This window comes from Zobellia sp. B3R18, assembly GCF_018860715.1.
GTDB lineage: Bacteria > Bacteroidota > Bacteroidia > Flavobacteriales > Flavobacteriaceae > Zobellia > Zobellia russellii.
Window position 1 is genome coordinate 221,557 of record NZ_JAHKQG010000003.1, and the last position, 14,479, is coordinate 236,035.

General features: G+C 36.2%; 9 protein-coding genes. 6 read left to right on the forward strand and 3 right to left on the reverse strand.

The window, feature by feature from the left end:
• Window positions 1-188 precede the first annotated feature (188 nt).
• On the forward strand, window positions 189-1,532 hold the full coding sequence (locus KO513_RS02005) for a GAF domain-containing sensor histidine kinase (protein ID WP_215912065.1): 1,344 nt from the start codon (window positions 189-191) through the stop codon (window positions 1,530-1,532).
• A gap of 44 nt (window positions 1,533-1,576) precedes the next feature.
• Here the strand turns inward: KO513_RS02005 and KO513_RS02010 are convergent, their stop codons facing one another.
• Entirely contained in the window at window positions 1,577-4,963 is a 3,387-nt protein-coding gene (locus KO513_RS02010) for a hypothetical protein (RefSeq protein ID WP_215912066.1), read from the reverse strand.
• Window positions 4,964-5,268: 305 nt separating this feature from the next.
• On the opposite strand from KO513_RS02010, the gene KO513_RS02015 reads away from it, so the two are divergent.
• The 4 genes from KO513_RS02015 (at window position 5,269) to KO513_RS02030 (ending at window position 8,548) form a co-directional block, all read left to right on the forward strand.
• Window positions 5,269-5,859: a 2'-5' RNA ligase family protein gene (locus tag KO513_RS02015; protein ID WP_215912067.1), complete on the forward strand. Its 591-nt coding sequence runs from the start codon at window positions 5,269-5,271 to the stop codon at window positions 5,857-5,859.
• Window positions 5,860-6,057: 198 nt separating this feature from the next.
• Window positions 6,058-6,657 carry a DUF6642 family protein gene (locus tag KO513_RS02020; RefSeq protein ID WP_215912068.1) on the forward strand — a complete coding sequence of 200 codons (600 nt, stop codon included), beginning with the start codon at window positions 6,058-6,060 and terminating at the stop codon, window positions 6,655-6,657.
• A 486-nt stretch (window positions 6,658-7,143) separates the two neighbouring features.
• A complete protein-coding gene (locus KO513_RS02025; RefSeq protein WP_215912069.1) occupies window positions 7,144-8,175 on the forward strand; it encodes a S1 family peptidase in 1,032 nt (343 codons plus the stop codon).
• A 160-nt stretch (window positions 8,176-8,335) separates the two neighbouring features.
• Window positions 8,336-8,548: a hypothetical protein gene (locus tag KO513_RS02030; RefSeq protein ID WP_215912070.1), complete on the forward strand. Its 213-nt coding sequence runs from the start codon at window positions 8,336-8,338 to the stop codon at window positions 8,546-8,548.
• Window positions 8,549-8,641: 93 nt separating this feature from the next.
• Here KO513_RS02030 and KO513_RS19695 read toward each other — a convergent pair whose 3' ends face one another.
• Both KO513_RS19695 and KO513_RS02035 read right to left on the reverse strand, forming a co-directional pair.
• Entirely contained in the window at window positions 8,642-8,773 is a 132-nt protein-coding gene (locus KO513_RS19695) for a hypothetical protein (protein WP_256439053.1), read from the reverse strand.
• Between the two features lie 160 nt (window positions 8,774-8,933).
• Window positions 8,934-9,299 carry a hypothetical protein gene (locus tag KO513_RS02035; RefSeq protein WP_215912071.1) on the reverse strand — a complete coding sequence of 122 codons (366 nt, stop codon included), beginning with the start codon at window positions 9,297-9,299 and terminating at the stop codon, window positions 8,934-8,936.
• A 210-nt stretch (window positions 9,300-9,509) separates the two neighbouring features.
• Between KO513_RS02035 and KO513_RS02040 the strand changes: the two genes are divergently transcribed.
• Window positions 9,510-14,117 (forward strand): DUF7619 domain-containing protein, encoded by a 4,608-nt coding sequence (locus tag KO513_RS02040; RefSeq protein ID WP_215912072.1) that lies wholly within the window; start codon window positions 9,510-9,512, stop codon window positions 14,115-14,117.
• Window positions 14,118-14,479 lie beyond the last annotated feature (362 nt).

Genomic DNA, 14,479 nt, shown 5'->3' on the forward strand with positions numbered 1-14,479 from the left:
AAAGAGTTAATTTATATCACACTTTTTTTGGTTCAATTAGAAGAAATCCTAAACTTTTGAGTTAATAAGTAGTATAAATCCTATGTAAACAGTACGTCAAGTAACATAATACATATTTTTTAACTTAGTTTGTAACTGCTAACCAAGGGATAAAAAAGTCTATTTATCTTATTATATTGAAGAGTGGAATGAAAAAACAAGACTTACATGCTGAAAATCAACTTTCAACAACCAATGAAGGTGATAACCATACAACTATTAGTCAGCTAGAAAAAGACAAAATCATTGAAAGACAACTGCGTTTTCAGGATTTGTTAATCAGTATCTCTACAAAACATATTAATTCCGATTTATCGGATATTGATAAACTTATCAGAGCATCCCTAAAGCAAATTGGCGAATTCGTAGAATCGGACAGAAGCTATATCTTTTCTTATGATTTTGTGAATAACACCACTTCAAACACTTATGAATGGTGTTCTGAAGGTATAGAACCGGAAATAGAGAACTTGCAGAATGTACCTGTAGACTTTATTCCGCAATGGATAGAAGCACATAAAAAGGGAGAGCCGTTCTTTGTGGAAGATGTGAGCAAATTACCAGAAGACGGAGAACATGGTTTACGAGCCGTTTTAGAACCACAGGGCATTAAGAGTCTAATTACTATTCCAAAAATCAAGAATAATGAGTTGATCGGTTTTATCGGTTTTGATTCTGTCAAAAAAATCAATAAGTATGATGATAATGAAAAGGACATCCTTTTTGTTTATGCCAATATGCTGGTTAATGTCATACAGCGTAAAGAGAGTGAAGAACGGATAAAGGAGCAAGAGAAGAAGAAGGAAGAACTATTAAAGAATCTATCGCTTCAAAATGAAGAATTAAGTGAATATGCCCATGTGGTATCTCATGATTTAAAAGCCCCTCTCATTAATATTCACACTTTGGTGAGTTGGTTTATAGATGACAATAAGGAAGCTTTGGGAGAGGATACCATACAACCTTTACATCAGGCCTTGTTCAATGTAGAAAAGATGAATTTCTTAATAAAGGGAATTCTGGATTATTCCACTATAGATAAAATAGAATCAGAAGACAAACAGGTTGATTTTAATATCCTCATTAAAGAAGTCTTGGAAACTATTTTAGTGCCCGGCCATATAAAGGTTACGGTTCAAGAGAACATGCCAAGTTTGTACGGGAATACCTGGAGATTTAAGCAGGTTTTTCAAAACCTGATTCAGAATGCAATAAACTATGGCGATAAGGAACAGGGCACCGTAGATGTGGGCTATATTGATAAAAGTGACCATTATGAGTTTTTTGTAAAAGATAATGGTATTGGGATCAAATCCGATTATTTTGAAAGAATATTTAAAATCTTCACCAAATTAGAAAGCACTGGTTCCTCATCTGGAATAGGTCTGTCCATCGTTAAAAGAATCATTAAATATTATAACGGTTCCATTTGGTTAGAAAGTGAAGAGGGCGTAGGCACCACCTTTTACTTTACACTTTTGAAGACCACGTAGGTGTTGGTTCCTATGAATAATATATTTAAATCTCTATTGCCGTTTTATTGGCTACAGCTACCGTATGAAATATCGTTTACTGTAGGATTATAAGCATTCTGTTCAATGAATACATCCGTATAACTGCCATTGATCATAAAATTGGTCAATGCGCAAAAATCGGTTAAGTTATAATTGCCTCCATAGACCATATTAAAATCTTCATCAAACGATGCCCCAATAGTAATCATGCCACCAACAGAGCTAAGATTTTCAAAGCCGTTCAATGAGGTAATCTTATTCTCATGTAGCGATAAATCAGAACCTACTGTAGTAAGGTTTTCTAAATCCATTATAGTGGCAAGTTTATAATTTTGATACACCTCTAATTTATATTGTACAGATGCAATGTTGTTTAGTCCTTTTAGAGAAATAAGTTCGCTGTTTCTTGAAATTTGTAAATGACCGTTAACCGCAGTAACGTTTTCCAAGCCTTCAAGTGTAACTAGTTTTGCATTGTGTCTAATAACCAAATCACCTTTTAACGCTGTAACATTATTTAACCCTGCAAATGAAGTAAGTTCGGAATTGGTCGTAATTTGTAATCCTACGGTATTATATTCGCTTCCATAAAGCGCAATACCTTGTCCAATTGAATTTAAACTATTCAGTCCTTGCAGAGAAGTTAGTCCCATGTTCTGGGTAATAATAAGCGCAAGATTAATAGATGTAATATTCCCCAAGCCAACTAATGAGTTAAGGCTTTGGTTATTAGCAATTCTTAATTCCCCATTTATCCTAGTTAAATTATCCAGACCCGACAAAGAAGTAAGCTCAGAATTATTACTGATGTTTATATATCTACCCTCTATAGCCGTAAGATTATTTAAGCCCGTAATATTGGTTAAATTGCTATTATTGCTAATAGTCAAACGATTGCCAATAGATGTAAGATTTTGTAAACCTTGCAAATTGGTTACCGCTGTTTTAGAAATGGTCAATGAGCCCCCAATTGTAGTTAAGTAATCCAGGTTTGCAAGTGAGGTAATAGTTGGTGTAGCAGTATCCATTATAATCACATCTCCAGTAACTTCGGTATAGCCTATTGTTCCAAAGTTCTCTATGTCTTCCTGAGAGGTTAAAGTAATGGAACCTTCGTATAGACCACCGCTTTGGGGCAATTCTTCACATTCACCGTTATATATATCATTAAAAGATGGATTGTATTTATTATTTGAGATACTTACTGTACTAAAAGTACCGGTTGTGAATAGATTGGTCAGTGCACAAAAATTTTCAAGTTTAGGGTTGGGACGGAAACTATCACCTATTACGGTTTGGTTGCCAACTGAATTAAGATTTTCCAAACCTATAAGAGATACCAGATTTTCATTACCCCTAATATGTAAATTTCCTCCAACAGAAATTATATTATCCAATCCAGTTAGTGTGTTAAGCTTATTATTATTTCCGATGGTTAAGCCGTTTCCAACTGAGGTTACATTGTTCAAGCCTTGTAACGTAGTAAGATTATTGTTGTCCAATACAAACAAATATTCCTGAACTGAAGTTATGTTTTCTAATCCTGTTAGTGTAGTAAGGCTACCGTTACCATTTATTTCAATTCCATTAAGAGAAGTTAAGCTTTCTAAGCCTGTTAGCGACGTAAGTTTAGTATTTATTGTAAACCGTAGATTACCTCCTATAGAACTTAAATTTTCAAGTGCAGATAACGTAGTTAGATGTATATTAAAAATGAAAGCCAAATTACTGCCAACAGTTTCAAGTTTTTCTAAACCATTTAAGTTTTTAGCTCCTGTTTCTATATAAAATTCCCCTCCAACAACCATTAGGCTAGATAAACTTTCTAAGGAGGTAATGCTCTGTTGCCCATCTAGCTTTATATCTCCAGTAATCTCCCTATATCCAAAAGCACCAAAAGCATCTACTTCTTCTTGGGTAGTTAAAGTTATTGACCCTTCATATATAGTACTTCCTTGATTAGGGCAGGTTTGTATTTGTCCTAAATTGGTAATACCATTCACAATACTGGATAAGGTAATTTCATCTGAAGTTTCATCGGTATCAGCATCTACTACAACAATGAGGTAGTCCGCTTCGTTACAATACACTAATTGTTGCTCAATTTCACCATTAGTTATGGGGAGTATTTTAAAGTCATTGATATCATTTGTGGAATGTATAAAAGCATAACCATTGGTCAAAGGCGCATTGTTGCAATTGGTTACGGTAGCGGATAAGGTTGTGATGGAAACATCTGCCAAGTCGTCTATATTAATGGTGATGTTCAAACCATCTTCTGTAAAAGGACCAAATTCTTTAGACCCTGCCGGGCTTTCCGGATCACAATCACTAAACAAGGTAATTTCAAGGGTTTCTTCTTTAGGGAAAAGACCACAATTTTGACCCAGTTCATTTGTATAACCGGAATATACAAGCTGATCATTGGAAGCCCTGGTAATTTCAAAATAAGAGTTAGGTAAGGCTGCGTTTTGTTTCAACTCAAAGCACGCCCTAATAGTGTTTAACGGTAAATCGCAATTCCACCAGGTAAAGTGAGATACCTCACCTACATATTCTCCGTCTATAATTGTTGCAGCACCTTGTTCTTTCCAATACCCAACAGCTTCATCAAAATACCAAAGTGGTATGGATGACGGAGCATTTGGTGTGCTAGAAGAGACAGGAAAATATAGTTTTGCAGGCGTATCTTCTGAAATATTTAGAATCTCTCCATTAGGGGAGTATAAGTTAATAGACAGCATACCGTAGGTTTCCATAGCAGTAGCCTCATTATTTTCCCTTTTTCCAAAGAGGGAACCTGGCATTTGGGAAAACGTTTCTGTTTGGTTGGGTTCCAAATAATGCATAGAAACCTCTACTTTTCCGTTATATGGAGCACCCGATGCATCTATAAAACTTCCTCCAAAATTTACCTTTGCACCATTATCTAAGCTGACCTCCGAGGTTTCACCAGAATTCACGGTCTCAATAGTATTCTTTTTAAGTAGCGTAATATTTACAACATTACTACCGCTGGCCGCTGGTACTATACTTCTGGAACCTAAAATATAGCCTTCCGTTTCTGCTTTGATATAAGCAAATTTTTCATTTACAGTAACCTCATTTAAGACAAAGACACCTTTATCATCTGTTACTACAGATTGACTCCCGATGGTTACCTTCACTTGCCCTAAAGGCTTAGCGTCAATATCCGTGATTTCTCCAATAAAATTACTTGTTAGGGCAGCTCCAAAATTTTTAGCCTCAAATTCTATATCGCTAATGGCATCAATAGCTACTGTTGTGGTATCTACCGCAATGGTATCATTTATAACCTCATTTACTAAAGTTTTTTCTAAAGAATCATCATCATTTGTGCAAGAAGTGATTAATACACATACTAGTATAAGAGCCTGTAAGTACTTCATGGGGGTGGGGTATAGGTTGGTTTTGGTCTAGTCTTTATATCAGCCGTTAAGCGCATGCAAAGAATTATATAAACTAAAAACACTAGAAAAGATTGTATTTACTCAAGTTTCACACTAGTATTTTCGATAATCGGTAATAAGTTGAAACCTAACAACAAATGAGATGTTTATCTTGAATGTCGTTGTTATACTGGTTAGAAACATGGGTGAGGATATGATATTATTTTTTGGAATAAATCCAATTTTCAGTATAAATTCCATATTTTAGGAATTTTTACTAATATTGATGAAACCCTCAATACGCAATGGAAAATTTAGAGTTGGAAAAACGAACATGGTGTTTAACGGAAGGCCTTAGAGAGTATCTGATTATTATTAGTCCGCCAGCTCATATCAAAAGTGACCTGTTCGGTTTTAAAAAAGATTTTATGTATCGTTTTGGTACAGCCAGATATATTCATTCCATTGCCCACATTAGTCTAAGCAATTTCATGATTGAAAGTATTCCAGAGCTAACCATTTTAAATGAATTGCGTTATGCTTTGGGAGGTAAAAAGCGATTTGAAGTTCATGCCAATGGATTTCAAAAATTTATTGGCTCAAACACTTTATGTATAGGTGTTATGGAAGCCGAAATTATCAAGCTTCAAAACCTTATGGTGGCAGTGTTGAGAAAGAGAGCGAAAATTGGTAACAGGGGCACTCAGAAAATAGGAGTCCCTCATATGACCATTGCAAGTAAAATTCCAGATTTAGAATTTGACCGAAGCTGGGCGTACTTTCGAGAAAAATCATACTCCAAAGTCTTTACTGTAAACAAGATAACCGTACTGAGGAAAAATCATTCATTGGGAGAGAAGGTATATAAGATGGCATTTGAAATTGAGTTGGAATAGTACTTTCAGTAAGTTAGATTAACGATAAGTAGTGGCCATTTTTAACTGTATATTATTCACTTATATGGGCATCTTTTGCCTACTTCCGGATTCCAATTATATATAAAGATAGTAATGAATTTAATCCGAAAAACGCTAAAAAGAATGGCTGGGTTATTTTAATTTTGCGTTTCGTTCACCCAGTTTAAATTCAAGAGCTTGCTAGAGAAAAGACGTCAGTTGCCCCAAGAACAACCATTAGACGAAGACCATTTTGTGTATTGTTTAGAGGGAGTAGAAGATATAGATTCCCCAAAAGTTACCGAAACGGAGCTAACACTGGAGCAACTGGCCATGAAATACAGTATTGCTAGCATCTATAAAACCTGCGACACTATAGAAGGCCTAGAAGACAGCTTAAATGCATTGGTCTTAGATGACCATAATTTTAAGGACTATGAGATTATCTATTTGGTTATGGCCGGAGAAGCCAATAGCATTTGCCTAAATGGGTATTACTACAGTTTACAGGAAATTGCAGAACTGTTCGAAGGCCGGTTAAAAGGAAAGATTCTACATTTTTCCAATGCAAAAATCCTAAATCTGGACGAAGAAGAAGCACAATATTTCTTGGACATCACCAGTGCTAAAGCCATCTCTGGCTACGGTAACGTCTTTAACGGTATAAGCAGTGCCAATCTGGATAAAGTATTCTTTAACTTATTCAAAGAAGATGATGATATGTTTGAGGTAGTTGAAGAGCTTCACCAAAGACATTACAATGTCTGTAAATTGCTAGATTTCAGATTGTATTATTGAATTTGAGACGAATGTTTGGCATCCTAAGATTAGTTTTAATCCGATAGTGACTTTGGTAAAACGAATACTTCTAGAAAGCCATTCTAAACTTGTAAATAGACACTTATCATGCGAACCAACTAGGGGAGCGGAGTGTACTAAGTACGATTTTATGCTATTGTTAATCTATACATAAATCCTAGCAACACATACATATTTAGCTCATAAGCAATTGATTACATTTACTTTTGTTGTGGTCATATTAAAGAAAAAGTCATTCTATCTTTTAATGATCTATAATTCACGGTATTGAAAAAGCTTTCCTGATTTTTGACAGCTGTCAGTCCGTACTTTCCTCCGGCAATATCTCCCCGAACAGTACCATCCCCCAGCAGTATTCATGTTGAATTTTAAATACCAGCGGTTTAAGATAAAAGTAAATCGTACAAACAATCGTCATGCTAACCTAGCGCTGGGAGTGTATAGTATGGCATAAAAATAAATGTTATGGTTAATCAGACATTAGATGAAAAGTCGTTAAAAATTGCAGACATTCAAAGCAAGCATCAAGATGAGTTGCTTAGTTTGTCAAACGTGGTAGGGGTTGCCATTGGCAACAAAGTAAAGAACGGGGTGGAAACTAACAAGCCTGTACTTTCAGTACTTGTAACCCATAAATTGGACCCCAGTTTATTAACACAGAAGGATTTGGTCAATCAAAAAATTGGTGGAATCGAAACAGATGTGGTGGAAGTAGGCACCTTGTTTGCGGGTAACGCATATTGCGAAGCTCAAAAAGAAGCACAAAAAGTAGAGCCCGAAACCCGGGATATTGCTCAAGCCAATGGGTTTGTTCCTTCTTTAACAAGAAGAATTCGTCCGGCAATGGGTGGTTTTAGTGTGGGGCATTACAAAATTACCGCAGGAACTTTAGGAACCTGCTGTTATGATTTGTCTCCGTTCCCGAGCAAGCCGGGCAGTTACTACATTTTAAGTAACAATCACGTGTTGGCCAATAGTAATGATGCACGTATTGGAGACCCTATTCTTCAGCCAGGGCCTTATGATGGCGGAAAATATCCGCAAGATGTTATCGCAAGGTTGAGCAGGTATATTCCTATCAAATTTATTGATGGAGACAATGCACCTTGTAATTATGTAGATGCTGCTATAGCGGAAGGCAATCTGCAAGATCTGAACAGGGAAATCTATTGGGGCGGACATGTTAAACGGCTATACGCAGCGCCAAAAGTAGGAGACATTGTGCAAAAGGCAGGCAGAACTACAGGCTTTACTACAGGCAAGGTCACAAATATTAACGCAACTGTTAATGTAAATTATGGAGGCGGAAGAATAGCCAAGTTTTGCCGTCAGATAATAACCACGGATATGAGCGCCGGTGGTGACTCCGGAAGTTTGGTTTGCGACACCAATGAAGGTGCCGTAGGACTTTTGTTTGCGGGCTCCGCAACAAGAACCATAGTGAACAACATTTTATATGTGCAATCCATGTTGCGCGTAAGAGTGACGGAAATATAACAGGAATGGTCGCTTAGAAGTAACATTGAATACAAATCTCAGGGTGACATCTAGTTTACCCTGAGTTTTACAATTGCGCTCTGTTTTAATTATCTTTAGATGAGGAGCTTGGCTGTACTTGTATAGAAACAACAAATACTAATTTTATAATAGCATAACCATGAACATAGAAGACGCTTTAAAAGAAATACAATCTTGGCTACACCTTAACGGAATTGAAGGCGTGGCCCAAGGAGAATATGATGGTAAACCCTGTATAACGGTTTTTGTTTCCTTAACTGATGTAAAAAATACGCTGCCGGAAACGTACAAAGGCTTTAAGGTGGTAATAGAATCTACTACTGAATTTGGAATTCAAGGAGGACCATTGTAAGCCATAATTTTTTTGTAATTGGAATTGATAGACGGGGATTGCAATGTGTGTGGAATGGGTTAGTCTGTAAAAATTCGAATAAAATCAGCAAGTTTATTTTGACAATTTCCCACAATTCTGGTTGTAGAAGTAAACTATTTCGGCCAATTCTGCCTCTTTGCCGTATTCGTCATCTTTAAAATCGCCGTTATTAACTTTTTTTACCAACTCTTTGCAATCGCCCATAAGTTTTTTACTTTCTTTTGTAATCTAGCCAATCAACATCGCCGACAATTAAGCGGTATACTTGTTCAACATGGTTTATGCCAGACTTTTTGATATAAAATTTGATAACCATGCTTTTACTCCTAGGGCCTCTTGCCAAGATTGGGGTGCTGTTAGAGCTTTAGTTAGGACTTATACCATTACTTGAGAAGTATTTTCGCTCCATCTTCCCATAATTGGTTTTGAAATGTCTAGCAACAAATAAGGTCTCTCCATTTACGATGACTTGATATTCTGCTAACTTTTTTGATTTCGGTGAATCTCGAAAATATTCAATATCTCCCGTTTTGATATGTTCGATTTCTTCATGGGCGATTTTTTCAGGCTTGGCATCTTCATTTTCGTAAAAAAGAATTTGGCTTTCATTGTGTTCGATTATGCCCTTTTTTTTGTCGCCGTTTTTAGCGGTAACTAGACCCTTATTTTGGGAGAATATATTTGTGAAAAAAAGTAACAGCAAAGCGGTTGATAAAGTTTTGAAGTTCATTTTGCTAAAGGTTTTATTTTTTTATGAGTTTCAAGAACGTAGAATTGCCGAATAAATAACCCAAAGATGGGTTTTAGCCAATTAAAGGACACTTTATCGAAAAAAAAACTGTAAAACATTGCCAAAAATAAACCCCTAACATTTTCGTTTTGATAAGAATAAACCAAATAACCTACTTACGCCTGTACCTAACCAAAGACCCCGAATCTTATGAAAAGACTTTTACTGCAACTCTTTTTTTTGACCATCTCTTTTAGTTTATCTGCCCAAATCGAGTTTCAAGATGGTCTCTTATTTAACGTCAACGAGAACTTTGGGTCAAATTTTCACAGTGCTTTTATGGAAGATATTGATTCTGATGGTGATTTAGACATTTTAGCTACATCAAAAAATGGCAACTTAAAACCAGTTGTGTGGTTTGAAAACATTGATGGAAATGGCACATTCGGCGCTTCAAAAGAAATACTTCAATTTACTAGTGGATATCCATTATTATTTAAAGATTTAGATTTAGATGGGGATAAAGACTTGATAGCTCCCTTTGTGAACGGATCTACTATTTTCTGGTATGAAAACATGAACGGTTCTGATAGTTTTTCTGAACAAAACACTATATTTCAAAAGGCTTCTTCTCGATACTACAAAATCGCTGTTGGCGATATAGATGGTGATTTGAATATGGACATATTAGCTGCTAGCGGTCAGAATAGCGGTAATACGTCAATAGAAATTGCTTGGTTTAAAAGCACGGATGGTTTTGTTTCTCCAGACAATATTTCAGAAATTATTATAGATGATGGCATGATTTCCAATACAAATATCATGTTGGAAGATTTTGATGGAGATGGCGACTTAGATGTGATGGCTATTGTCGAAATTTCAGATAGTCCAAGTTCCCTAAACTACGATAGGCTTTTATGGTATGAAAATTTAGATGGACAGGGGAACTTTAATGAAGGCAATGTTGTAATACCAGACATTGGATTAGAATATGGCGTAAACTTAAAATTATATGACCTGACTGCTCCTGATATTGATTCTGATGGTGATTTAGACATTCTTTTTAACACTGGCGGAAAAATAGGGTGGCTTAAAAACGATGGTATCGGAAATTTCAGTTCAATAATATATATAGAGGCTTCGGAGAGTGATACTGTATCCAAATTTGATAATACTCAAGCCATAGATATAGATGGTGATGGTGATTTAGATATTTATGGAAGTTCTAAAAAATATGATTTTCAAAATGGAGAATCAACTTATGATTACGGATATGCATGGTTTGAAAACCTTGATGGCTTGGGGGATTTTGGGGTTATGCAAAATCATTTCATTGAAGCCTTTACAGATGGAACTTGGGGAGATAATATTAGATTTGAACATCCAAAAGCAACAGCTTTTGGCGATGTAAACGGTGATGGTCTCAATGATTTACTTACTGTGCATTCAAATAATGGTTTCTATAGAGACGACACCTCAATAGTACTGCACAAGAATTTGGGTCCGCAAAAAAATGAAATAGAAGGTAGAGTACAACTTGATTTCGATGAAAACGGATGCTCGGAAACGGATAAACCCATAGCCAAATACAAAGTTGTTGCTACCGACGGTACTAATAGTTACGTTACATATACTTTAAGCAATGGCTATTATCAGCTTTTTGTTGATGAAGGCGTCTATGATGTTTCGGTCGAACCCTATTTCAATAACTGGTTCTCTCCCAATCCAGAAAGTCAAACGGTTAGTTTCACAGGTATAGGCAACTCTGAAAATATCGACTTTTGTTTTATCAAAAATCAGACAATCAATGATTTAAACGTAAGGATTGTTCCATTAAATGAACCAAGACCTGGTTTTGATGTTTCTTACGAATTGATTTATTCAAATGCAGGTACAACAATTCTGGACGGATCCGTTGAATTTGATTTCGATGATAGACTACAATTTTTAGGTGCAGATACTACCATAGAAACACAAACACAAAACACCTTGACAATTGCATTCAATCAGTTACTTCCATTTGAGTCAAGAAAAGCGATTATAGATTTTAATATACCCACTATTCCTGAAGTAAACCTATTTGATGTTCTAACGTTCGAGGCCAGTATTAATCCCAAAAATGGAGATGCAACATGGGTAGATAACGACTTCACGCTACGCGAAATAGTTATTGGTTCCTATGATCCGAATGATATCAGGATTATAGAGGGTGATTCCATTTTCATGAAAGATTCTGACGAATACTTAAACTATCTAATTCGATTTCAAAATACCGGTACAGCTTCTGCAATAAATGTTAGGGTCAATCATGAACTAGATGCCAACTTAAATTGGGAAACTTTTACCCCTATATCGTCAAGTCATGAAAATACTACCACCATAACAAATGGCAAGGATGTAGAATTTTTCTTTGAAAATATTTTTCTGCCCGATAGTTTGTCCAACGAACCTGAAAGCCATGGTTACATTTCCTTCAAAATAAAACCAAAAAATGATATATCAGTGGGCGATAAGGTTGAAAGTCTAGCAAACATTTATTTTGATTTTAACCCTCCCATAATTACAAACACCGCAATTACAGAATTTATTGAAGACCCGCAACCCTTGAGTTCCGTGATAGTAGAATTTCAACCTATTTCCTGCCCATATCAAAGTGACGGTATTATTCAAGTGCAGGTAACAGGTGGTGAAAAACCATACATCTTTCAATTGTTGGATGCTTATGGAAACCCAACAATCACTCAGACTAGCGATTTATTTGAAAACATAAAGGCTGGGTTTTACACGACCAAAGTAATTGATGATTATGGTGATGAACACATCGCATACATAAATATTGAAAATCCTGAAATTTTTGAAGTAACAACAAATATAACGGGAGTTAGTTGCAATGCTGCCGCCGATGGTATAGTTGAAATAACGGCGACTGGGGACGATGGACCCTTTAGTTATGGTCTCAGTGGTAAAGGTTTTCAATCATCTAACATAATTGATGGCCTATCAGAAGGAAATCATGTTATTGCAGTGTTGAGCAGTAATGGCTGCACTGTTTATCGGCAGATAACCGTTAGTGTAAAAGAAAACATCACGGATTTGGATGGCGATGGAATAGACGATGCCTGTGATGAGGATATTGATGGCGATGATATTTTAAATGAGAATGATAATTGTCCAACTACGTCAAATCCTTTGCAAGAAGATTCAAATGGCGACGGCGTTGGTGATGCCTGCGATAATGTGGAACCATTAGTTGCCAATTCAACATTAATCTCTCCAATTTCCTGTAACGGTTCTAATGATGCAGTTATCCAAACCGATGCAGTTGATGGAAAACCGCCATATTTATATGAATTGTCGGATGATAATTCTAACATCATCATTCCTGCACAATCTAGTAACATTTTTGAAAATCTTGGTCCAGGTAATTATATGATAAAGGTTTTTGACGATACGCCACAAGAAAGTTTCTCAAATTTAATAACCATTGTAGAACCCGAAGGATTACATACAACGTATTCTAAAGTTGACGTAAGTTGTTTTGGGGCAAACGATGGAAGTATTGAGGTAGACACCAACGGCGGTTTAGCACCTTATCAATACAGCATGAATGGTGGCAGTTTGACTACTAATAACATATTTTCAAACCTTTCTCCTGCAACTTATACAATTACGGTTGTTGATTCAAACGGTTGTCAAAAAACTACGAGTGTAACCATAAACGAACCCGAAATCTTAGTTATCGATACCAGTAAATCTGATGTTACCTGTAAAGGGTTGAATGATGGTACTATAACTGTAAATGGTTCGGGTGGAGTTGCCCCATATGAATTCAGTATAGATGGCACAAACTATGCAACGAAAAACAATTTTAGCAACTTGATGGCTACGACATATAATGTCTCTGTAAAGGATGCTGTAGGTTGCATCCAAACAGTTCAAGTGGTTATTGCGGAACCAAATAGTCCTGATTTTGATAATGATGTTCTGGGTGATTCATGTGATGATGATATTGACGGTGATGGTATTGCCAACGAAAACGACCAATGTTCAGAAACTCCTTTGGAAAGTTCGGTCGATATCGATGGTTGTCTAGTGTTCTCGTTGCCAGCCGATAATTTTACCGTCCAAACTACAGGAGCATCTTGTACCGATAGTACTAATGGCAGTCTTAATATTAGTGCAATTTTACCTTACACCTATCATGTGGTTCTAACGGGAAACTCGATAGACGAATCAAAATCGTTTGACGATACGGTAAACTTTGAAAATTTAGGTGCAGGAACTTATGATGTGTGCATCACAATTACAGAACATCCTGATTTTGAACAATGCTTTACCGTTGAGATTACCGAACCCGAATCTTTGTCCGTAAGTTCCAAAATCAATGATTCTGGTAAATCGGTTGTTCTACAATTGAGTGGTGGAATCAATTATAACGTTAATCTGAACGGTACTATTTATAATACTGATGATAGCGAAATCGAATTACCGCTCTCACAGATTGAAAATAGTTTGACCGTGAGCACCGATAAGGAATGTCAAGGAATTTATGAAGAAACAATTTTAATGGCTTTTGGATTATCCGTGTATCCTAACCCTGTGGAAAAAGGTGATGTAACGGTCACTTTAGAAGACTCTTCACTAAAGAATGTTCAATTGTCTCTATACACATCAGGGGGAAGGCAAATATTAGGAAAAACTGCAGAAGTGGCCAATGGCATCGTAAAAATCAATATGGATGGTTTTTCTTCTGGAATGTACTCCTTAAAAATCGAAACTTCTAATGCGACGTATACTCGCAAAATCATCAAAAAATAATCAAAGGTTTGTTTGTTGTCGAAAGGGTAAACAGTCTAAGAGAATTTTAGTTCATTGCTTACTTATTATTTCTTAAAGGTATTCATAAACCTCCTTCGTCGGTTTGGCAAAACACGTGATAAAATGATTGCTCCAGTGGAGGAATTATTTTAGCGGCGAGATGATGCGGCTGCCTCTCAAGCAGTACATTAAATTATGCACAAAATAGATAGAGTAGGGGGCTTAAGAGTTACAATAGATCTTAAAATTTAGAGACTGAGCGCCATCGCGCCAGCTGGATTTTTCGCTAAAAATGTACTTTGGGTACATTTTCTTTACGCTCAGCCCTGTTCCAAAATTATCTACGTGACAAAAGAAATTAG